Below are 23,541 nucleotides of genomic sequence, written 5' to 3'. Positions count from 1 at the left end.
GCTCTATTCCTCCTCGTCCTCTGTATCTGTTCCTAATGCTCTTGTTCTCTCTGACTCAGCATTCCCTTGTACAAACTTAGGGATATGTACGCGTATGGTCGTTCCCGCACCCTTACGGCTAATGATCTCCACTTGTCCACCCAGTTTCTCCGCACGTTCGCGCATGGTGGTAAGACCGTAGGAACCCTGTTTTTGCTGTATATGTTCAAAGCCTTGACCGTCGTCACTAATACTCAGAACAACCTGTCTAGCCCCTTCACGCAGCGATAGACTCACCAGTCTAGCCTCAGCATGCTTCACAATATTCGCCATCGCCTCCTGAATAATCAGAAACAGCTGATGTTCAATGGCCTCAGACAATTCTCCTTGCAGTTCAAGCTCCTTCATTCCTTTTAAGCCGTTCTGGCGGCAATAATCAGGGAACCATTTTTCCAGTGCTTCGAAAAGATTCCTGCCTTCCAGCTCCACCGGTCGCAACTGTGCAATGAGCGCTCTCATCTGCTTTTGTGCCATCTGTGACATGGCAATTAACTGATCCATTACTAATTGACCTTGAGCTTCATTGACCTTCAGCACTTTAGGCAGCGAAGAAGCCGACATATGGATGGCAAAAAGCTGTTGGCTCACCGTATCGTGCAAATCCCGGGCCATACGCCTTCTTTCCTCCAACACCGCACTCTCCGCTGCCTGTTCCTTCTCAATAACCTCTTGTTCACCCAAACGCTGAAGAAGCTGCATCTTGTTCTCAACCGTATCCATCATGACATTAAATTCATGGTATACTCTCGCAAAAGACTGGTCATCACTCTCTGGCATACGTACGGACAGATTCCCTTTTGCCACCTGCAGCATATTTAGATCCAGATGATCAATCCGCCGCTGAATGCGCTGACCTGCCATATAGCCGATTACAACAGTGAACAACACGATTCCAAGACATAAATATAGCCACATGCGATAATCCATTACTTCGATATACCCAAGGCAAGTGCCTGCATACATCAACCCGGCGCTAACGGCTCCAGTGAGCAAAAAGTAAAACAACAACAACCATTTGGTATTACTGAAGATTGTTCCCATCTAACCCACCGTTTTAACTTTAATGTCACCTATAAAAGCACTTACGTTAATGCGGACTTTTTTGCCCGCTTCTTTATAATAAGGTGTTTTGCATTGCACACTGCTCATAAATCCACTACGTGATTGATCCAGTACTTCCATATCACCGATAAAAGAACTGCTGTTCACTGAGATCCCAAGATCCATATCATTCGGAATGTACACCTTGATATCGCCGATAAAAGCGGAAATATTAATCTTCGTCTCGCCATAAGCAATTTGTGCGTTCGTCAGATCCAAGACAGTATCACCTATAAACTGCGAGACATTCGTGTTCTTCAGTTGGAAATGCTCGCGCCCCATGTGGACATCCCCGATAAAAGCAGAGCGATTGGTCGACTCCTTGCTACCCTTTACCTCATGGAACTCCTCATGCCATTCCCCATGTCTTCTAGCGTGACGCTCATGACGTTCCTGACGTCTGCGCTCATGGCGCTCCTGTTTCTCCTGCCAACGTGATTCTGCGGTGGATTTATAAGCTCCCGTTTCGTCCTCGTCGTCTTCTTCATCTTTTTGAAGATTGATATTCCAGTCTCGCTGACCAGAAGGTTTGCCGAATTTCTGCTCGAATTGTTCATCTAATGTGGAATCCAGCGGCTTTGGCGGTTCTACATCCAGTGAGCTTTTTCCTGGAGGAAAGTAATCAGGTGGTGATGGTGGAGCCGGCGGCACCGGTGGTACAGAACCTGAACCTCGTGGTTTGAAAATTACATAAAGACCGCCGCCAATCAACATGATTGGAATAAACATTTTGAAAAAATCCCCGGCTGAGATATCGAACCAGTCCAAATTTCGTCCGAGGAAGAACACTCCGATCGCCAGAAAGAATAAACCGCCGATAGGTGAAGATCCACCTTTTTGATGTTCGTCGCCCGTACCCAGAAGTTGCTTCATCCCCATGAGGATCAAAATAACAGGCCAATAATTTGAGATCAAATAACCTAAGCTAAAATCGGTGTAACCCAATTGTCTAAGTAGAAACATGGCTCCAATCCCTATCAGGATCAAGCCGCCAAAAATCTGACTTGTGAACCTTCTTTTCATATTCCATTTCCCCTTTAAATTAGTGGAACGCTCTCTTCTTCAATCTTATAGCCTTAGTCTACAGGAAGGAAGCACTCATAAACAGCGGCGAGAGAAGGAACTTCCACTCAGTCTCTAGACGGAGACGATTGGGATATTATTCTATATAGTACTATAAATATGAAAAGAGACCGTCCCTCAGTTATAAACTGATCTGGGACAGTCTCTTTATTCAACAGTCTTCTGCTTCAGAAGCGCATTATTGTTGCGGTTTCTGAGCTGGTTTAGAAGTATTTCCACTTTGCTTAGTAGCGCCGTCATTTTCAACAGCAAACTCAGCATTGTATTTTTCATTCGGTGTTTTGTAATTTTCTTGAACTTTAGATTTTTTATTATTAGCCACGGAATTCACCTCCCTTATCCCTTATGCAGCATAGATAATGCTTACTAAGAGAACATCTCGGATGAGGCTAATGCTCTGCCCCAGTCCGTATTATGGCAAGGTGATGTCACTATTATGCATGACCAAGTGAAATTAAGTTCAATCCACCAAATTCATTGAAGTTTAACCGCTATATCTTAAATGGATTCTTCCAGCAGGGATTGCGGTACAGCATTATAGGTCTCAATCGCCTGAGTAAGCTTCTTCAGCATCACTTCTGTACATGTACCGTTTCCTCGCTTAATGAGCTGAACTACAACTGATTTTTTGCCCCATTCCTTATATACCTGCTTCGTAGTAGCAAAATACAAATCAATCTTCCGCCCTTTAATGGCAGATCCTGTATCAGCAACGATGCCGTATCCATAACCTGGTATATAAAGTATACTCCCTAACGGGATTACCTTAGGGTCAGCAGCAATGGTCGAGACTGTATTCTTATCTCTACGTACTTTCACACCTGAATAGGTGATTCCGTATTCGGGATGTTTAGACGTTTTACCCGTAGATTCATAACCCGCAGTATAACCCGTCGCCATCACCTTCATTGAAGTGATGATCTGATCAGGAGCTGGTGCAGCTACAGGAACAGAATTCGGCGATTTTGAAGAGCCTTTGCCCCCACTCCCTTTGGTAATCGGAGCTTTAGTGCTCTGTGGTGACTTTGTAGCTTCTGGTTTATTTTTTGTTGTCGCAGGAACGATTGGTATACTGGAATGCGGCTCATTTGAGAACAAGGTAGCACGGCCAGTGGTGAGAATAGCTTGCTGTTCTTTGGTTCTCATAGAAACAACATTTGCCTGAGTATGCTGCAACTCGCTCGTTGGAAATTTGCTAATATCTGTGTGCTGTAACGTGTCTTCTGTCCCATTGGCCACAACCGCTTGATGCTTGGATTCAGGAATAATACCCGCAGCAGTCAGCAGTAGGACTATTGTGACGAAAAGACACCAAAACCTCTGAAATATACCCATTTTGTTCATGTGATAAACCTCCCCCTTATTAGCGAAGGTTTCCCGATTCACAAAATTTTATACATGAGGATCCATTTCCAGATCCTCATGGGCATATGACAGAGGTCATTATTAACGTGCTTTTAGTGTGAATGATTTCAAGTCATTAGGAGATTACACGGTCTGCAATTTCCTGAGACAGCAGCTCAATGACTTCTTGAAGCGGCTTAGCTCCAATATCGCCTTCCCCACGTTTGCGGATGGAAACTGTCTGAGCATTCATTTCATTCTCGCCGACTACGAACATGTATGGCAGCTTCTCGAGCTGTGCTTCACGGATCTTATAACCCAGCTTCTCATTGCGCAGATCTGGCTCAGCAGAGATCCCACGACGGCGCAGCTTGTCCGTAACTTCCTTAGCATAATCGTCGAAGGCAGTGGATACTGGAATAACTTTAACTTGCTGTGGAGACAACCAAAGCGGCAGTGATCCCGCAAAGTTCTCTAACAAGAAAGCAACAAAGCGCTCCATAGTCCCTAAAATACCACGGTGCAGAACGACTGGACGGTGTTTCTGACCATCGTCGCCGATATATTCAAGTTCAAAGCGTTCAGGCAGCAAGAAGTCGATCTGTACAGTGGAGAGCGTTTCTTCTTTGCCTAATACAGTCTTAATCTGAACATCCAGCTTTGGACCGTAGAAGGCGGCTTCGCCTTCTGCTTCGTAGAATGGAAGACCAGCTTCTTCTACAACTTCACGCAGCATTCGCTGTGCAGTTTCCCACATTTCGTCATTCGCGTAATATTTCTCAGTATCCTTAGGATCACGATACGACAACCGGAAACGGTAGTCATTAATACCAAAGTCACTGTAAACCTGTTTAATCAACTCGATTACACGAATAAACTCGCCTTTAATTTGGTCCAGACGGCAGAAAATATGGGAGTCATTAAGAGTCATCGAACGTACACGGTGTAAGCCAGTCAATGCGCCTGACATTTCATAACGGTGCTGGATACCAAGCTCAGCAATACGGATCGGCAGATCACGGTAGCTGTGCATCGAGCTCTTATAAATCATCATGTGATGCGGGCAGTTCATTGGACGAAGAACAAACTCTTCATTATCAATTGTCATTTTAGGGAACATGTCCTCTTGATAGTGCTCCCAGTGTCCAGAAGTTTTATATAGTTCAACATTACCGAGAACCGGAGTATATACATGCTGGTATCCTAGACTTGCTTCCAAATCCACAATGTAACGTTCCAAAATACTGCGCAGTTTAGCACCCTTAGGCAGCCAGATCGGCAAGCCTTGACCTACCAATTGATTAAATGTAAAGATTTCAAGCTCTTTACCCAGCTTACGGTGGTCGCGTTTCTTCGCTTCTTCAAGTAGACGAAGATGCTCATCGAGCTGTGCTTTTTTGATCCAAGCTGTCCCGTATACGCGCTGAAGCATTTTATTCTTGCTATCGCCGCGCCAGTAAGCACCAGCTACATTCATCAATTTAAAGACTTTGATCTTAGAAGTTGACGGTAAGTGTGGTCCACGGCACAAGTCGAAGAATTCGCCTTGTTCATAGATCGAAATTACACTATCTTCAGGCAATGCTTCGATTAGTTCAAGTTTGTAAGGATCACCTAGCTCACCGAATATTTGGAGCGCTTCCTTACGGCTAACTTCCTTACGTACAATTGGAAGGTTCTCAGAGATAATGCGATCCATTTCTTTTTCAATCTTTAGCAGATCCTCAGGATTAAGCGGATGTTCCAAATCCATATCGTAGTAGAAGCCATCTTCGATAACTGGACCTACACCAAGCTTAACTTCCTTTGTTCCATACAAACGTCTTACAGCTTGTGCCATCAAGTGGGCAGTACTGTGACGCATAACTTCCAAGCCTTCAGGTGAATCCAAAGTTACGATTTCTATCAAAGCGCCTTCCTCAAGCGGAGTGGACAGATCCACGACAATACCATTCAATTTCCCTGCCACCGCATTCTTGCGAAGTCCACTACTAATAGAAGCCGCCACATCATCAATATTACTACCTTCTGCGTATTCCCGAACAGAGCCGTCCGGAAGTTTAATACTTACCATTTTAATTTCCTCCTTCATTTCCTTAAGCCAAACAACAATTTTAAATTTTTCGAAACGGAAATATCCACGCATACAAAAAACGCCCGTCCCGCAAAGGGACGAGCGATTGCACCCGTGGTTCCACCCAAATTCGATTCTCTCAATCCGCTCTTAAAGCAGAATCGAGTCAGAATCCTTCGTAAGCATGGAATAACGACCATGAACCGGCGGTTCTTACTATCCCATTTCAGGGAATTCATAACCGCAGCTACAAAGGGGTAAATCGATAGTAGGATACCGGAGGAAATTACAGCCCATGTTCCCTCTCTCTGATACGGTCCAGAACAATCCATTCATATCTTTGTCAAAGCTGTTAACGTGAATTATGGAGTAATTATAAATCTGTCCTCTCTGACAGTCAAGTCTGTAGAGGGGGCAAAATTTTGTAAACCGCAGAAACAGTCACCTACACAGACAGTTCTACATCCAGGCAACTGCGCTAGAACTGTCCTTAACAGGCTACTCTTCTCGGCGTTTCCTTTCAGGTAAGCGGCCTGCACGTTTCAAAGACTCACGCAGCAAGTATTCGATATGTCCGTTTACACTGCGAAATTCCTCTCCCGCCCAACGTTCCAACGCCTCATGCAGATCCGGATCGATCCGCAATGGAAAGCTTTTCTTGGCCGCCATGATGCACCGCCTTAATACAACGAGCCGGCGTTAATGACCGGACTCGCTCCGCGCTCCGACACGATCGCCACCATCAGATTATTGATCATGGCCGCTTTACGTTCTTCATCAAGCTCCACTACACCACTCTCTTTAAGCTGTTTAATTGCCATATCGACCATGCCAACTGCACCTTCAACAATAATTTGACGAGCAGATAGAATGGCAGAAGCTTGCTGCCGCTGCAACATGGTGCTGGCGATTTCTGTTGAATAAGCCAAATGTGTAAGCCGGGCTTCAATGACTTCTACGCCAGATAAGGACAAGCGCTCTTGAAGCTCAGTCGCTAACTCTTTAGCAATTTCATCTGCATTGGCACGCAGGGACATCCCAGATTCATTGAAGTTATCATAAGGGTATTTGCTGGCTACATGACGCAGCGCCGTTTCACTCTGAATCTCTACGAAAGCCATGTATTTATCTACATCAAAGAGGGCTTTAGCGGAGTTAATCACCTTGAAGACGATTACTGCAGCAATTTCAATCGGATTACCTTCGACATCATTGACCTTAAGCTTCACACTGTTAAAGTTACGAACGCGTAGGGAAACCGTCTTACGAACGCTGAACGGAATGACTGCAAACAATCCACTCGTTGCGATAGTCCCAATATATTTACCAAAAAAGGTAACTACAACTGACTTATTAGGTTGTACAACCGTAATACTTGTACTTAACACTACCGCTACAACGAATAGAATGACCGATACTGCGACATACTCCTGAACAGCACCGTAAATTCCACCCCCCAAACAAACTGCAATCAATGCAATAACCCAAAATCCGCTGATAGGACGAAGCGTTTTCTCCTTCATAAAAAGCACCCCCATAAGATATTCTTTTGATATGATTATGATATCACTTTTGGATAATAATGTGTATACAGAAATGTAATAATATAATGAATTTATGTTCACAGATCCCTAACCTTCATTTTCAAGGCGTACCCAACACCAAGCTTCGATTGCGCAGAAGACATAACTAGGGAAGATTCAGCCATCTTCTGCAATGAGGCTGGCTAACGATCTAAATCTTAACCTTACAAAAAAAAACGCTTGCTGCTCAATCATCCACTAAACGGATTAACGAGCAACAAGCGTTAAATTGATTTATATATTAGTTCTGCATGATGAAATCATTAGCAATTTTCGCATTCGGGTCATCGAACACGCGCAGAATATCGTAGCGTGTATTCCGCTGTGCCGGGATTTTGCCTGCTTCGCGGATCAATTGAGTAATCGACTCGATGTTGACCTTGTAGGTCGCACCCGCAGAAGATACTACGTTTTCTTCAATCATTGTACTGCCGAAATCGTTGCAGCCATATTGAAGGGAAAGCTTGCCGACCTCTGGTCCCATTGTTACCCAAGAGGATTGGAAGTTCTTAATGTTGTCTAGAACAAGGCGACTAATGGCTACCGTCTTCAGGTATTCCTCAGGCGTTTGTCTATCCAGCTTCAGGTTGGTATTGTCCGGTTGGAATGTCCAAGAGATAAAGGCCAAGAAACCCTCTGAATCGTATTTATTGGCAATACACTCGTCCTGAGCCTCACGCACACGAAGTAAGTGCAGTGCCCGTTCTTCCATACTCTCACCAAGTCCAATGACCATCGTAGCTGTCGTATTCATACCGATCTTATGCGCTGTCTGCATTACGTCCATCCACTCGCGCCATGAGCCTTTAAGTCGGCTGATCTTGCGGCGTGTACGATCATCGAGAATTTCCGCTCCCCCACCTGGTAATGAATCCAGGCCAGCAGCATGGATTTCACGCACAACTTCTTCGAGCGATAATCCAGATACTTCTTTCATCTTCATAATCTCAGCAGGAGAGAAGGAATGCATTGTAATCTCAGGAAAACGTTGCTTAATTCCGCGAAGTATATCGGTATAATAGCTGAAAGGAAGATTTGGGTTCGTACCGCCTTGCATCAGTATTTCTGTACCATTTACAGCGATAGTCTCAGCAATTTTTTGGTAAATTGTCTCATCCGGCAGTACATATCCCTCATCAGAGCCCGGTCTGCGATAAAATGCGCAGAAACGACAGTAGACATCACATACATTCGTATAGTTAATATTACGACCAATTACAAACGTGGCCATCGGGTCTGGATGCCAGCGTTCCATTATGGTGTTTGCAGCTGCACCCATTTTCTCAATTTCGTTGCTCTCGAACAGTCGGATGGTATCTTCCAATTGGAGACGTTCACCCCGTAGGGCTTTGTCCAAAATAAGATCTATCGCACTCATCGTTCGCATCCTCCTTCTAAACCCTTAGGGGTATGATAGAATCACAAAATTACAGGAAGAAAAAACGTTGTCTCTTTTTCAAGATGACAACCCTTTCTCATACAATTGAACAGTTCATTTCCTCATCGTATCACAATCTGAACAGCTTGAAAAATGCTTTTACATTCTTCGCAAATTCCCATCCAGAAGAAAAGCAGCATCGCACTAAGCGATACTGCTAGTTATCCTCTATTTCTCCACTAACGCTTGAGTGAACATCTCTTGCTGTTACTCGGGGTCAATTTCTGTCTTAGCAGCTTCCAGGGCGTGGCCAAGATCAGCAATCAAATCCTCTGCATGTTCAATACCGACGGAGAAACGCAGCAATCGGTCATCTACCCCCACAGCATTTCGAATCTCCACTGGAATATCAGCATGCGTTTGTACAGCCGGATAAGTCATAAGTGACTCTACGCCGCCAAGGCTCTCTGCGAATGCAATCAGACGAATATGACGAAGAAGCGGCTCCACGTATCTGGCATCTTTTAATTTGAAAGAAAAAATACCGGTATTGCCTGAAGATTGGCGATTCTGGATTTCATGTCCTGGATGATCCGGCAATCCTGGATGGAACACTTCCGCAACCGCTGGATGCTCTAATAAGTATCGAGCAATCGCTAGTGCATTGCTCTCGTGACGCTCCATACGCAGCGCCAATGTCTTCAAGCCTCTCATCAACTGATAACTGTCTGTTGGTCCAAGTACAGCTCCAATAGAGTTATGTAGAATAGCTATTTCAGCTGATAATTCTACACCCTTGGATACAATTAGGCCTGCCAGTACATCATTATGACCACCCAAATACTTAGTAGCGCTATGAACTACAATATCCGCACCTAATTCTATAGGCCGTTGGAAGAATGGAGTCAGCAGGGTATTATCTACAATGCTAAGTAACCCATGGTGACGTGCCCAAGTGCATACAGCTTCAATATCCGTGATCATCATAAGTGGATTCGTTGGCGTTTCAATAAATACAGCTTTCGTATTTGGACGACGTGAAGCTTCCAGTGCATCCAAATCATTCGTGTCTACATAAGAAGCAGTGATTCCAAACTTGGACATAATCCGTTCCAACAAACGATAGGTACCGCCGTAAAGATCCAGCGAAACGATCAAATGGTCGCCTTGAGCGAACAAGGTAAGCACCGTTTGTATCGCTGCCATCCCTGAGCTACAAGCAAATCCTGCATCTCCAGATTCCAGTTCCGCAGCTGCATTCTCAAGTACTGAACGGGTCGGACTCTTGGTGCGGCTATAATCAAACCCTGTGCTCTGACCGAGTTTTGGATGACGAAATGCCGTTGCATTATAAATTGGAAAATTAATTGCTCCAGTGGCTGGATCTTCTTGAGAACCTATTTGAGCCAGTCTACTTTCAATCCTAAGTTTGTCATCCATGATTAATGCCTCCTAATTTATATTGTAGCGTTATTATTAATAAACAATCGGGTCGATATCATAAGGCGTTTCTTGATATACATAGTAATTGAGCCAGTTAGAGAATAATAAATTGGCATGCGCACGCCATACTGCTGGAGGTGTACGTTCTGGATCATCTTTAGGGAAGTAATGTTTCGGCAAAGCCATCTCCATCCCTCTAGACACATCACGGTCATATTCCCATTTCAAGGATAGAGGATCATATTCGGAATGTCCGGTCACAAATATTTGTTTTCCGTCGTTTGTAGCCACTAGATACATACCAGCTTCTTCGGATTCCGCCAGAATCTGCAGATCTGGATTATTCTCAATATCTTCACGGGAGACATCGGTATGACGAGAGTGTGGTACATGGAACACCTCGTCAAAGCCGCGCAACAGTTTAATGTTATTTTGATTAATCGTATGAGGGAAGACGCCAAAACATTTCTCAGGCAATGCCACTTTACGAACACCAAAATGATGATATAAGCCTGCCTGTGCCGCCCAACAAATATGCATAGTTGAAGTCACATTGTCCTTGCTCCATTCAAAAATCTCTTTCAGCTCTTCCCAATACGATACTTCCTCGAACTCCATTTGTTCTACAGGAGCACCTGTAACGATTAAACCATCTAAACGGCGGTGGCTGATCTCGTCAAAGGTTTTGTAAAAGCTCTTCAAATGTTCCGCAGAAGTATTCTTGGAAATATGGGAACGCGGATGCAATAAAGTAACATCAACTTGTAGTGGCGAATTTCCAATTAAACGCAGCAATTGAGTCTCTGTCGTCTCTTTAGTCGGCATGAGGTTCAGAATAGCAATCCGTAGTGGACGGATATCCTGATGGAAAGCCTGACTTTCGTCCATCACAAAAATATTTTCTCCGGATAGTACTTCTTTCGCCGGTAAACTGTCGGGAATTTTAATTGGCATTGTCTTTCCACTCCTTAGCTGAATTTAGTTGTTTTGCCGCACTGCGGCTTGCTGAACAATAAAAAGACCTTCCTCGGAAATCGAGAAAGGTCATATCTACAGTCATATGCGCCTCTCTCATCTGCCAGAATATTCCTGAAGACGATTAGACGTCTGCAGAAATTCCGCAAGAATTAGCACCGTGCGTTTACACGCCGGTTGCCGGGTTTCATAGGGCTAGTCCCTCCACCTGCTCTTGATAAGATTTAGCTGTATTCAATTAAATTACTTTAAAATTCACTTTAAATCATGAACCTCCTTTTCGTCAAGTCCATACAATGCTGAAGAAGCCTCAAAATCACAATAAATTTGCTTGAAAGAGGCATACTCCGTTGTTATACTAGACAAGTATTTCATACCTGAACGAAAAGAAGAGGTGAGAAGAAGAATGGAAGGCGACCCGAGCTCGCAAATATGTGTACAGAATGAGCAACCACACAGGATAATCATCAGCTTGCCGGCGGCGGGAGCAGTTCTTCTTCATGCCCTCGAAACGTCATTTGGCCCTATGTATTGATTGTAACGCCCGGCCAAGCTGATTTTTTTCTCTGTGCTTAATTTAGCAGTCCCTAGTGAAGACCTGGGGATAGGAGGAGTGAAATCAGATGAAAATCCGGCTGGTGAATGCAGGGGTTTTTACACCTATTGATGAAATTGATGAAACACTAACACCCCCAACGGAAGGGTTCTATTGGATTGACGCCGATGTTGAGGATTTGGAGCTGCTTCAGCCCTTATTCAACCTACATGATCTTGCTGTTGAGGATTGCCTTAGCGAAGAGGATCAGCGTCCGAAGATCGAAATATACGAAAGTCACTACTTTATAGTTGTAAATAGCATCCGCTTTGACGATGAAGAAATTTTCCTACGGGCGCTCAATGTATTCCTTGGAAGACATTACATCATCACTGTCACGAAGCAAAAGATCAATGAACTACGAATCCTGAAGCCTATGCTCTGGGAGCAAGAAGTAAGTGAACCGGATATGTTCCTTTACTTACTAATTGACCTTGTCGTGGATAACTATTTCTCCGTCGGCGACCGAATTGAAGCTCGGATTGAGAAGCTGGAAGAAGATATTCTCATGCATACCAAGAAGTCACATCTCAGTGAAATTATCGGTCTGCGAAGTGAAATTCTATGGTTGAAGAAAATGCTGGGGCCACAAAAAGAAGTAATCAATACCCTAAATAAAAAAGACCTCCGTCTGATTGATGATCAGCTGCAGAAATATTTTAGCGACATTTATGAAAATGCGGTTAAAATATCTGAAACCTTTGAGACATATCGCGATCTCATGGGCAACTTACGAGAGGCATACCAATCCAGTATTGCCAACCGTGCGAATGAAATTATGAGAGTGTTTACTGCGATCACAACAATATTCATGCCCCTGACCGTAATTACCGGAATCTACGGTATGAACTTTGATCATATGCCTGAGCTTCATACAAAATATGGCTATTATGGCGTTATAGGTGTTATGTTGACGTTAGGCTGTGGGATGCTGTATGTTTTCCGTAAGAAGGAATGGCTATGAAACGAACCGGACGAATAAGCAAGACGAAGGCCCTGTAACCGAAAGGTATAAGGAAGCCTTCGTCTTTTTGGTTTGCGCGAATTTAAAAACTGGTCGCCATGCCCACTTTATGCGTTTGCTCCCGGCGGAAACGGATGCGGATCAATCGCAGACGCTCATAATAAATATCCAATCCTTCAGCAGCGGAAAAATCGTCACCATACACCTTATGTAACACCGGTTTTAGGAAAAGGTCTCCAAGCTCCTCATAGGCATTCCATATCGCATCCTGCTCATGCTGCGGCATATTGCCAAGCTCTACATGGATCAGCTTCTCGACGGAATAACCCTCTCTTTCTAGCTCCTCTACCGCTTCAATCAGTTCACGCCGGTTCACTCCACTGTTCACCTTAAGCTGTTCCAAGCCCAATCCATTCTCGATCCCCTGTAGCATAATCCTCCGCAAGCGCAATCGTTCTAGCTGCTTCTTATATTTGACCTCTTTCTGTTTATAAAGCCAAGATACGAAAGACTCCTCTTCAATTACTTCATATACCCAATTTAGAGGGAAGGAATGTTCCCTTGCCACCGCAGTAGTTATAGCCAGCCAATCGGCCCCAAACTGTGCTACCTTGCCTTCTCCTACACCCGGAATTTGCATCAGTTCCTCTGGCGTATGCGGTAGAAATGTACTTAACAAGCGCAATAGACGATTGCTGGCGAGAATATAGGGTGCCTTCCGTTCACTCGAAGCCTTACCACGGCGCCAAGCACATAACTCTTCATAAATGGCTTCATTCCCATAATGTTCACTGTAATATTGAAGCTTCAGCTGCTCCTGATTACGTCCGCTAAGACTATCCTCCTCGTGGAATATCCCATCGATTAAGGGTCGATAGCCATCTCCCATCTTCACCGCTAGCTCATGCCTGTACACACAGAGCATTTCATTCCAAGATCCACCTTCATACCATAAATTCTCAATGTAATTCTCCCCTCCTGAAAAATCACGCCAGCCCAGACTCCAGATCCCCTCTTCCTCTCCAATCCACAGCTGGGCGTACACCTCTTGATCCACTTCAGATATTCTGGATAAACGGTTCATAAATACAATTTGCATATTCATCCCTACCTTTCTCAACTTACAGCAAGCACAATAACCTTCCGGGAAGAGCTTCCCTCGGAGCGAACAAATCCTTTCGCAATCAGACCCCGAACGCAAAAAAGCACCTCTCTCACGATAAACGCGAAAGAGGTGCTCCCTCATTAATGCTATACTGTTAGATCCTACAATACCATATATTACCGAACAGTCAATGTCTTTTTATACTAGCTTCTAGCTAGAGCTAATGTAGCCAATCCAATCGCTCCAGCAAGCCCTGCATTGTCTCCAAGACCTGGTGAGACAACATAATTATCGATGTCGACATTAAGCGATGGATGTTGAACATATCCGCTCAATAACTCTTGCAGCTTAGTGCGAATTAACGGGAATAGGTGGCTTTGCTTCATAACACCACCGCCCATTACGATTTTTTGAGGAGACAGAATCAGCACATAGTTCATGAGTGCATGGGCAAGATAGTGAGCTTCCATCTCCCATGCCGGATGGTCCACTGGTAGCTCTCCAGCCGGTTGTCCCCAGCGTTTGCCGATCCCCGGACCTGCGGCTAATCCTTCAAGACAATCGCCATGATAAGGGCAGTAACCCTCAAACGTATCCTCTGGATGTCTACGAACTAGAATATGTCCCATCTCAGGATGTGACAATCCATGAACCATCTGGCCGCCAACAACCGCTCCTGCTCCAATCCCTGTCCCAACCGTTATGTAAAGACAGCTGTCCAGACCTTTAGCCTCTCCCCATTTACTCTCCGCAAGCGCTGCACCATTCACATCCGTGTCAAAGCCGATCGGAACGTTAAATTGTTCAGCCATTGTGCCTACCAGATTATATTGTCCCCAGTGGGGTTTTGGTGTCGTTGTTATGTAACCATAAGTAGGGCTGTCCAGTACGGGATCAATCGGTCCAAAAGATCCGATTCCGAATGCTTCTACATTTTTCTCTTTAAAATAGTCTATTACTAGTCCCATCGTTTCTTCCGGTGTTGTTGTCGGAAAGCTAACTCGGTCAACAATGGTACCGTCCTCATAACCAATCCCACATACAAACTTTGTTCCGCCTGCTTCAATCGCTCCCAATAGCTTCACAGCAATTATCTCCCTTTCTCTAGTTAGAAATTGATACGCTACCCATACACAAATGAATAATACCATTAAAAAAAGCAATCACCAGCCCTAATTATACGTCGAATGAAGCGCTATCACAACAAGTATAAACGCCTTTGGCGTCCTAACAATGACGGTAGGCGTTTAAGCGAGAAATATAAGGATCATGTATAGTGTAAAACTTATACGTTCTTATCTTTTAACAAAACACCCTCCATGCATCTTTGCATGGAGGGTGCTGTCATTTAGTTATTCAAGTCGTCGAACATGGAGCCTTTTACCGTAACCTCAATCTGATCCAGCGGCTTAATGCCGACCAGCTTGCCTAAAGATTTGTAAGCATTGCTACTCTTAGACAGCTCCACATCCGCCAGCCAAGCCTTGACATAATACTTGCCGTCTGGCATTTCAGCTGTAGTATAGACAGGAAGTTTGTCTTTGTTGATCGTAATGGTCACCGTAGACTTCTCTGTGATCTTGTACATATGCTGATTCAAGCCCACATATTCACGGTATTTGAAATTGCTGAAGCTTCCCAGTGTACTAGATTGTGAATAACCCTCTAGTATATTCTTCCAGAATTCATGGGTGCCTTCATCCTCTTCTCTATTCTGGGAATATGGAATTTCTTCCACCTCTTTAGTAAAGCTATTCTCAACCGTAAGTAATTTCGCGTTATTAACGCCCGTGTTATCCTCGACAGATAAAGCTGCTGGCTTTCTTGCAAAGTTATTGCCGCTTTTGCTCAGGGGTTCATTCCGGAGATTAACCGCAACCTTATCATTATTGATATACATAAGATCCGTTTCATAGCGGAAAGAATTCGTAAGGTCCTCAACAAGCTCCTTATGGTCCTTCGTGTCTTTATCTGTGTCCTTAAACGTAACCGTCTCCAGTGTAAAGGAATAGGTTCCAACAGGGTTAAAATAATATCCCGATTTAATCGGATAATCATATCCTTGCAGCTGTTTATCGGTTGCAAACACGGCATTATCGTAATCAGATTTGTTATTCAGCATTTTTTTAGCGGTATCTCTGGCTTTCTTATAAGCTTTAGCCATGCTATTCTCAACCTTCCAGCCAATGTCTGCACTGGCCTGCTGTGTAAAGATCCGCTCGAATTTCCCCCTTACCTTCGTCCATTCCTTCAGGACCTTATTCTCATCTTCATGAGCCATCCAGCGGATTACATTATAAGGGGAAGGCTCACTTGTCCAGAGGAGCTCTCTGATTAAAGAATCTGCCTTATTCGTGTCTATTGAATTCTTGTATAGCTTCGGTGCGATTTGTTCGAGACCGTTATAAATATAAGTACGAATGGTTTTGACATCTTGCCCAGGTGTAAATGGAGCCGAGGTGGTTCCACTCTCCGTATACGTTTGACAAGATTCAACATCTTGGCCTTCTGCGTTCTTACTGGTGCTGCAAACCTGATAATCACGCGTATAATTTCTGCTCACGGTACCTTGGAAACTGATATTGCCCGACCTTTGATTAGGAGAGTACGGAGCCGGATTACTATACCATTTGCCGTTAACCGGATCATCGCCAAAATCAGGGCGCTGCAAACTAGCTATAATGTCGGGTTGTCTAATGATTGTACTGGCAGCCTCGTCAACCACCGGATTGTTCTTCACTTGGAAATAGCGATAGATAGCATCCGAATTATTAGTTACTTCCAAAGCACCGGTAGCATTTCCACTCCAAGTGAAATCAGCATATGGCGGCTGTAAAACGGCCTTAATTGCTGCGCCATCTGCTAACCCGAATTTCACTTTTCTCGATAACACATTGTAATCCAGATCAAAGGAGCCTTTGGTTGTTGGCATCGCGTTGACCTTCTTAATCCATCCGTAAAGCTCATTATTTCCGTACATGACTTCCTTAGGTGACTTCTGCCTATTCAGATTAAACTGGATGTATATATCTTCCTCAGGCATTGTAAATGTCGCGTAAAGAATCTTGTCCGCCGTATTAGCCGCAAGCGTAATTTCACCTGCTAATGTTGACGCATGACCGTGGTATCTTACAGGGATTTCCTTTCCGTTACTCGTGATCTTCCATGCGTAATCTGTCGTTTTCTCGATAGCGAAGCTAGATCTCAGTCTGATCCCGACGGTTACCTCTTGTCCCGCTACTGCGCCGGTCGGCATGGTTTCGAAATGAGGGGATAGGTCGTTTGCCTGCAAAATAAACGGAGCGATAGGAATACCTAAGTAAGTAATATTTCCATCCGATCCTTGAATGTAAATCCTGCCTGATCCCCACGAAAGATATGTAGGGGGCTGTAGGACGTGAACATAATCTATCCATTGTCCACCTTTAGACGGGGTTGCATCCCTTGTATACACAGGTTTGTCTTTGAAATTGCTGTTTTGATTGTTGTACATAAATTTCTCATACAATTTCCCTGCATAATTCTCATTTAATCCCGTAATAATAGATTGTTCAAAAGTGCCTTTGGATTTCAGTAGATATTCGTTGTTCGTATTGGTATATCTATCAAAATCATTTCTTTGAATTCCTAGTAAAGCAGCTTTTAACCATGGTTCCTTAATCATGTTGAAATTCTGAATTTGGGTACCACTCCACCCGGCATACCAAGGGGCTCCTTCTGTAGATACGGAATCCCCAGTAACTGTATATCCAGAATAGGCATACATATTGTTTTTATAGGTCAACACCGGTCCATGGCTTTGTCCATAAACCATATCAAAATTAAATGTTTTTGAATCCATGTTTTTTTGCAACAAGTCTGTTCTTAACGCACCGAATCCCGATTGGATAGGATAATAATTAGCCTCACCATATAAATTTTCCATATCCTCATTGATATGTTTAATAACTTCTGCTGTTGTTGTTGGAATATTATCACCCGCCTCTGCTGAGACAACAGAAGTAACAAGCGTTTGAATGATTATAATGATAAAGCTAAACCATAATGATTTTTTCATTTAGTCACCTATTCCATAAATGATCTGATTATCGTTTACTTTACTTTTTTTGCAATCCAATTCCAATCTCGCCCATAGCCTGAGAATTAACAAAAATCTTAAACTCCTTTGCCTCAAACCACTTAAGCGGCAATGCATCACTTCTTTGCTTTTTGGTTCGGACATAATTCATGATGGAATCAACGACATTGCCCTCAATTTTTTGGCGAAGAATGGCTTCTGCTTCATTCATAGCTTGAACTGGATCTGTGCCTACCTTTGTAAAACTAATGCTAAATTGCATAATGATTTGGTCGGGTTCTGGGTCCACTGTCTCATAAACTACCATTTTCGATGCTGATACATAAGCTGGATCACTATTCGGTCCCATTTCTGTATACGGAATCTTAAATCCATGGACAGTCGCCTCTTTAGGCTCTGTTGAAGGCTTGCTGCTGCTTGGAGGAGGCTCATTCCCCGGAGTAGTGATGTAAACCGTCTTCACGGCATCATCCCATTTCACGTTCACGCCGAGTCCTTCATATACAAATCTCAGCGGGACAAACGTTCTTGATTGTTTAAATAGTGCAGCCGTATCCATTTGTTTCGTTTTTCCATTTAGCTCATAACTTTTTTTCCCGATATAGACACCCATTGTTTTGCCTTCAAGCGAGATTGTGGCTTTTTTAGCCTTACTGTCCCATAAGACCTTAGCTCCAAGTGCTTCACTTATAAAGCGAACCGGAAGCTGGACTCTTTGCTGAGCATCGATAAAAGGCTGTGCATCTGGAAAAATAACTTTTTCTCCATTTACTACTACCCTCAATGGAAGACTTGCTGCGAGACTAATAAAACTCGAAGAAAACAGGGTTACCATTAGCAAGACTACCAGCGAACTCATTAATTTTTTCATTTAACTGCTCCTCTCCATTTAGTTACCTTTAACTTTAGGAATCCAATTCAAATCTCACCCATAGCCTGAGAGTTAACAACATTGTTACAGTCCTTTGCCTCAAACCATTTAAGCGGCAATGCTCTCATCGCTTCACCCTCTCACTACGTCATCTCTTAGTTCAGGTACATAGTGTTAGTACTTGCACGGGCTGCTGCAACAATCTTGGATTCGATTTCCCGATATTTTGTTACGGTGTATCTTAGGCCTGCGGTTTTGCTGTTTATCGCTGTTGTTACACGACTTTTCTGTATTCGGACTTCATTGCTTAAACGCTGAACTTCTCTTAATTGGGCTTGAACATAAGATTCACTGTATGCTCCGCCCACGTTGGAACTTACTCCAGAAGCTAGGGACAATATCCTCTCGACAGCTTCAGCAATGTTTTCTTCCTTACGCACCAGACTTTTCTGCAGACTCTCCAGTTTATCCATATTCGCCAAGATCCTGGCGCCTTGAATAACACTAGCAGATGCAACTGCAATCTTCATAATGGTTTTTGTTATGGTTGATTTGATTTTGCTGATCGCTGAATCTTTAATCGTGCGGACGCCAGTGATAAATTCATCCTTGGTTTTCATGATTTTAGATTTTACACTTTGGAATATATCGCCCATTTTCTTCATGGCTTTGTCTTTTACACTAATCCAATATTCCTTTTGAGCTTTTACATATTGAATGGTGTTATCCACAAACTGATTGAAACCATCTTTTAGTTTGGTCATAAAGTCGGATACTGCATGTCTCACTTTTTGTGCAAATTCCACAATTTTATCACCGATCAAATTAGTCACTCGAACAGCTTCTGTAACCATGTTCGTTATAAATTCAACACTTTGATTATAGAAGGAAACCACTCTCTCCTTGATGTCCTCTACCTTTTGCTCAATCCAAGGAATCACACTGTCAATGACAAAACCGATCACATAAAGCGCAACTAGTGCTTTTATAGTGCTAACTAACACGGCTAATGCTGCAGTAACGGCTGCCGTAACAACGGCAACAGGCCCTACAGTTACCATTAATAACCCTACTACTGCTATTCCCGCTAACGCTAAGGGCCGAAGATCCACTTCTCCATCTAATACTTTGAATACCCCTTCAACCATACTCACCTTCAGAACATCAGGGACGACCTCCAAACCAACCGTAATATTATGCACGAGGTTAGGGACCAAGGCCCGGGTCTGAGATTCAGAACGTTGAAAGGTTTCATTGTTCTCATCGATCTTCAGTGAGAATAGAGAGTGATGAGCCAGACCGGCCTCCCCTTCTGATTTAGTATCAATATAAATACCCGATGAAGGATTTCTAAACAAGGCCGGAACAATGTCATTTTTATTTCTGAATTCTTTGATTTTTCCGTTTTCATTCATTTCATCGATATTCGATTTGAACTTATCTAGCACATCTCCATTAAATCCCGGAGCATTGAAGGTTGAAGCCGAAACGAGATATTTACGCAGATCCTCCGGCAAAATAAAGGAAGAATATAAGGCCAGGTTGCCGCCGAGCGAGTGCCCGGTCAAATATAAATCATAACTGCCGTCGGTCTTAAAGCTTTCCATGTATTCTCTGGCTTCCGCTTGCTGAATAGCTTCGGTGGAATACGCCGTAGTGCCGTTATTTTTCCAGTCATTGCGGTAAAGTGGGTTATCTATGGGTTCACTACCCCGAAAAGCTGCAACTTTTTCCCCTGTTTGGGTATCGACAGTGAAAGCAACAAAGCCTGATTCCTCTTGCTTATTATTGGAGACCACATTGGAGATTTCCCAATTCTGATATTTGGGTGTATTCATCTGCTGCAGCAGATGACTCCATTGCTCGTATTCTTTTTCTCCGTTAAGATCACTGGGATAACGTTCTTTTAATTTCTGCATACCCTCGGGTGAAGAATAGTATTTGATTACATCGCTGAGTGCAATTTTATCGCCATTATTTTTGTATTGATCAGAAAGCTTGGTATCTACTCCCTGCGAATCCAATATATCTAAATAAACGAGCTGCGAAATTTGCTTCAGTTCTACTTCTGTAAGAGTATCGGCCATTATAGTCCTCCTCTCTGCTCCAAGCTCTTCACTCTTTTTTCTTTCCAGGTCTCAATAAATCCCAGAATTTTCTCGGGGGACTCTTCAACTTCACCATCCATTCCAAGGGTGTATCCAACTCTGGTCACCACACTTAGAACGCCTGACTTTTTCTCTTCGTCACTATAAAAATTGTCTACGGTATCTTTTGATTTTTTAGCTTCCTCAAATTTCTCGTAAGCCTCTGGTGTGAGATAAATAATCGAAATTAGAGAATTAATGTATTGATAATCCGCAAGCTGATTAGCAAAGCTGAGATAATGTTCGGATTCAGCTTGCGAATTCATGTTTCCCTTAGCGTCCATATAATCATCTGCATTCAAATAAACTTTAACTAGTTGTGTGTTCATCGGATAATGATCCAAAAACTCCTTGTATGACATTCCAGTATCTGAATGTTCAGGGTAGGTTAACCCTGTATCGTTAGCTATGATCAGCTTACTGTCTGGCCAAATTCTTTTTGCTAGTTCTTGAATCGGCTGTTCTGCATTTTTGGCTACTGCCTGATTTAGATATTTGTCATATACCTTTTTCAGATCCTTAGTGATTTCAACAGGAACTTTTAGGGTCGCGTCATGCTTCGGTCGAACAATCGCCTTCAAAGTATTGTTGTTCATCGTTCCCCAGCTGCCGCCTATACCATCAAGAACAAATTCCTCACCATACTTTTCCTGCAAAGAACTTAAGATTTTCGTTTCCGCTTTCTCATCTTTAGAGGCACAGCCCATAAAGCTGAACATTGATAATATCAACATCAGAGTCCACACCTTCCTTGTAAAAAAAATTTTCATGCCGGCTTCACTCCTTTATGATGACATCCTATTAACTCCCTTAGAATTCAAAATCCAGCTTCAATTCTGGATATTTGAACATTTGATTCATGTACGTTTCAACCACCTTATCAAGGTGCGCCGTCATTTGGCTGGTTAGTTTTTCCATACGCTCCATGAGGGCATTTGTCAGCTTATCCAACCATTCCTCTACGTGGTCCATCAGCTGATCCCCCACCGGACTGCAAATCAGAAGGATGGATAAGACAGCTTGTGTGATTTCATTTAGCTCCTCTGCCGTTTTCGCCGCCTCTAGCATGGCTGCTTCGGATAAATGTTCGAACTTCGCACGAATATCATCAAATAAGAAGGATTCCGGAATATGATTCATTTCAGTTCTCCACTCACTGAACTTTGCATCCAACATTCGATCATATTTGTGGGCGATTTCTATCATTGCACCTCGCACTTTCCCTACATCCAGCTGATCCATTAAGGTAAATATCACATACCCCAAATGATCAGATGCACGTTCGGTTAGTCCGACTGTATCTCCAAATCCGCTCATCACAGCATCAAAAACAGGCGTATGATCTTCTGTTAGCGTATTAATCTTGGACAACAAGGCATAGGTATTCCCTTTATCACCTGTAATCACATTCCCCTTGGAATCAAAGGTATAGCGCTGCCAAAGGGAATCAGGGATCATGAATTCTGTTCCTTCTAGACCCGATTTAGCAAATACAATCTCTTCGTTATGTTTGCCTAAGGCGGATACTAGACTGTTGTAGGCCACAATATTTTTAACCTGAAGCTTTTCATTTTGCTTAGCGGACAGAATGTTTGCGATCCCCGGTGCGTCGAATACTACACCACCAATCCCCTCATTAACCGATGCTGCATAAAGAGCTAACGCTCCACCCATGGAATAACCAGTAACTAGGCAGTCTCCCTTTCCTTTGTTCTTCATTGCAAATTTTGAGGCTTCCTCCGGCATGCTGCTTTGGCCGCTTAGCAGAGACTGCAGATCAGCGAGCCAATCTTCGCCTTTATATGTAAAGATAATTAATCTATCGTCATGCTCATTTTTATAGGCATAGGCTGCTGCACCAGCAAAGGCTAGACTATCCGTTAGCTCAAGCCCATCTGCTACTTCTACAACGGATGCCAGCTTTATGTATTGTTGTTCAGTCAGCTTCACTTACAGATCCCCCCAAGAAAAATCATTTCATTCCAATTAAAATCTACTAACAAGGCAGACAGTTTAAGATCTGCCTTGTTATGTATACCTGCATTATTTTCCGCGCAGTTTACTTGCCATTTCTTGCTCGGCTTGTTGCTTGATGTTAGCGATTTGCGTTAGGTTCTTACTGATATTCTCTACACAGAGAACAAGCTCTTTAAAACTAGGCATAAGTCCGTCGAATTGTTGTACAAACGCTGTTTGTGATTCCCCTTGCCACCAACCGCTAACCGCATGAATTTCAGTCTGCAATTGTTTGATAAGTGTATCCGCATTACTTGCTTTAGTCTTAATGGACTTAGCTACTCCTAGAGCCTGATCCGGATTAAATGTAAGATTGTTTCCCGCCATTTTATTCACCTCCTTTCAAAGCATTAATCTTTGTTTTCGTCATTACTTTTGGCTTTGCTTTTGTTTTTCCAATTGTTTTTGTTTCAGTACCTCTTGTGCTGCTTTCTCTGCCAGTCTTCGCTTCTCTTCTCTTTCCTGTTCGGCACGGCTCACTTCTGAAGCCACTCTTTGAACTCCACTTCCAAGCCTATCTAGCGTTCTAAGCAGGGCCTTTATCTCGTGGTCCAGCGCATAGTATTCACTTTGAAACGCTTTAGAAGCTGTGCCAGTCCAGTAACTAGACGATTGTGTGTACTCGCTTTGCAGTTTTTTTGAAGTACTATTCACTTCATTGGCTAGTCTATGGATCTGTGAAGCCTTTCCCCTAATTTCTGATGGACTAACTGACATCTCTGCACCTCCATCTTAAACTCACATC

At 43.4% G+C, this 23,541-nt stretch carries 20 protein-coding genes and 1 riboswitch; of the genes, 1 reads left to right on the top strand and 19 read right to left on the bottom strand.

Features of this window, described 5'->3' with window-relative positions; genetic code table 11:
• Positions 1–3: 3 nt before the first annotated feature.
• From MHB64_RS08350 to metA, 10 genes are all read right to left on the bottom strand, one after another.
• On the bottom strand, positions 4–1,080 hold the full coding sequence (locus MHB64_RS08350; protein WP_094870521.1) for a HAMP domain-containing sensor histidine kinase: 1,077 nt from the start codon (positions 1,078–1,080) through the stop codon (positions 4–6).
• On the bottom strand, positions 1,081–2,163 hold the full coding sequence (gene liaF, locus MHB64_RS08345; RefSeq protein WP_094870522.1) for a cell wall-active antibiotics response protein LiaF: 1,083 nt from the start codon (positions 2,161–2,163) through the stop codon (positions 1,081–1,083).
• A 238-nt stretch (positions 2,164–2,401) separates the two neighbouring features.
• Complete coding sequence (locus tag MHB64_RS08340; RefSeq protein WP_156113077.1) at positions 2,402–2,545, bottom strand: hypothetical protein; 144 nt, start codon at positions 2,543–2,545, stop codon at positions 2,402–2,404.
• Positions 2,546–2,721: 176 nt separating this feature from the next.
• Positions 2,722–3,567 carry a 3D domain-containing protein gene (locus MHB64_RS08335; RefSeq protein ID WP_341134139.1) on the bottom strand — a complete coding sequence of 282 codons (846 nt, stop codon included), beginning with the start codon at positions 3,565–3,567 and terminating at the stop codon, positions 2,722–2,724.
• Positions 3,568–3,703: 136 nt separating this feature from the next.
• Entirely contained in the window at positions 3,704–5,641 is a 1,938-nt protein-coding gene (thrS, locus tag MHB64_RS08330; RefSeq protein WP_094876498.1) for a threonine--tRNA ligase, read from the bottom strand.
• A gap of 498 nt (positions 5,642–6,139) precedes the next feature.
• Positions 6,140–6,310 carry a toxin-antitoxin system HicB family antitoxin gene (locus MHB64_RS08325; RefSeq protein ID WP_042125648.1) on the bottom strand — a complete coding sequence of 57 codons (171 nt, stop codon included), beginning with the start codon at positions 6,308–6,310 and terminating at the stop codon, positions 6,140–6,142.
• A gap of 11 nt (positions 6,311–6,321) precedes the next feature.
• Complete coding sequence (locus MHB64_RS08320; protein WP_094870523.1) at positions 6,322–7,164, bottom strand: SPFH domain-containing protein; 843 nt, start codon at positions 7,162–7,164, stop codon at positions 6,322–6,324.
• A 301-nt stretch (positions 7,165–7,465) separates the two neighbouring features.
• Positions 7,466–8,602 carry a cyclic dehypoxanthinyl futalosine synthase gene (gene mqnC, locus MHB64_RS08315; RefSeq protein WP_094870524.1) on the bottom strand — a complete coding sequence of 379 codons (1,137 nt, stop codon included), beginning with the start codon at positions 8,600–8,602 and terminating at the stop codon, positions 7,466–7,468.
• Between the two features lie 267 nt (positions 8,603–8,869).
• On the bottom strand, positions 8,870–10,042 hold the full coding sequence (locus tag MHB64_RS08310) for an aminotransferase class I/II-fold pyridoxal phosphate-dependent enzyme (protein ID WP_094870525.1): 1,173 nt from the start codon (positions 10,040–10,042) through the stop codon (positions 8,870–8,872).
• Between the two features lie 36 nt (positions 10,043–10,078).
• Entirely contained in the window at positions 10,079–10,999 is a 921-nt protein-coding gene (gene metA, locus MHB64_RS08305; protein WP_042186211.1) for a homoserine O-acetyltransferase MetA, read from the bottom strand.
• A 114-nt stretch (positions 11,000–11,113) separates the two neighbouring features.
• Positions 11,114–11,244: riboswitch (SAM riboswitch) on the bottom strand.
• 399 nt (positions 11,245–11,643) lie between these two features.
• Between metA and corA the strand changes: the two genes are divergently transcribed.
• Positions 11,644–12,579 carry a magnesium/cobalt transporter CorA gene (corA, locus tag MHB64_RS08300; RefSeq protein WP_042125638.1) on the top strand — a complete coding sequence of 312 codons (936 nt, stop codon included), beginning with the start codon at positions 11,644–11,646 and terminating at the stop codon, positions 12,577–12,579.
• 82 nt (positions 12,580–12,661) lie between these two features.
• Here corA and MHB64_RS08295 read toward each other — a convergent pair whose 3' ends face one another.
• The 9 genes from MHB64_RS08295 to MHB64_RS08255 form a co-directional block, all read right to left on the bottom strand.
• The gene (locus MHB64_RS08295) at positions 12,662–13,678 is read right to left on the bottom strand and encodes an HRDC domain-containing protein (RefSeq protein WP_094870526.1); all 1,017 of its coding nucleotides are present in this window, start codon (positions 13,676–13,678) and stop codon (positions 12,662–12,664) included.
• A 209-nt stretch (positions 13,679–13,887) separates the two neighbouring features.
• Complete coding sequence (locus tag MHB64_RS08290) at positions 13,888–14,769, bottom strand: ROK family protein (protein WP_341134138.1); 882 nt, start codon at positions 14,767–14,769, stop codon at positions 13,888–13,890.
• A 263-nt stretch (positions 14,770–15,032) separates the two neighbouring features.
• Positions 15,033–17,741 carry a hypothetical protein gene (locus tag MHB64_RS08285; RefSeq protein ID WP_341134137.1) on the bottom strand — a complete coding sequence of 903 codons (2,709 nt, stop codon included), beginning with the start codon at positions 17,739–17,741 and terminating at the stop codon, positions 15,033–15,035.
• 40 nt (positions 17,742–17,781) lie between these two features.
• Complete coding sequence (locus MHB64_RS08280; protein WP_094870529.1) at positions 17,782–18,633, bottom strand: copper amine oxidase N-terminal domain-containing protein; 852 nt, start codon at positions 18,631–18,633, stop codon at positions 17,782–17,784.
• A 155-nt stretch (positions 18,634–18,788) separates the two neighbouring features.
• A complete protein-coding gene (locus tag MHB64_RS08275) occupies positions 18,789–20,720 on the bottom strand; it encodes an Mbeg1-like protein (protein WP_341134136.1) in 1,932 nt (643 codons plus the stop codon).
• Positions 20,720–21,514, bottom strand: coding sequence for a hypothetical protein (locus MHB64_RS08270; protein ID WP_341134135.1), 795 nt, complete (start codon positions 21,512–21,514; stop codon positions 20,720–20,722). Before MHB64_RS08270 ends, MHB64_RS08275 begins: the two co-directional genes overlap by 1 nt.
• 76 nt (positions 21,515–21,590) lie before the next feature.
• Positions 21,591–22,730 (bottom strand): Mbeg1-like protein, encoded by a 1,140-nt coding sequence (locus tag MHB64_RS08265; RefSeq protein ID WP_341134134.1) that lies wholly within the window; start codon positions 22,728–22,730, stop codon positions 21,591–21,593.
• 93 nt (positions 22,731–22,823) lie between these two features.
• Positions 22,824–23,123: a WXG100 family type VII secretion target gene (locus MHB64_RS08260; protein ID WP_042125627.1), complete on the bottom strand. Its 300-nt coding sequence runs from the start codon at positions 23,121–23,123 to the stop codon at positions 22,824–22,826.
• Positions 23,124–23,165: 42 nt separating this feature from the next.
• Entirely contained in the window at positions 23,166–23,513 is a 348-nt protein-coding gene (locus MHB64_RS08255; RefSeq protein ID WP_094870533.1) for a WXG100 family type VII secretion target, read from the bottom strand.
• Positions 23,514–23,541 lie beyond the last annotated feature (28 nt).

Origin of the sequence: Paenibacillus sp. FSL K6-2859, from assembly GCF_038008265.1 — a bacterium.
GTDB classification, from domain to species: Bacteria; Bacillota; Bacilli; order Paenibacillales; family Paenibacillaceae; genus Paenibacillus_AQ; species Paenibacillus_AQ nitricinens.
Note: the sequence above shows the minus strand (reverse complement) of the source record. Positions and strands in the feature narration are given on the sequence as shown.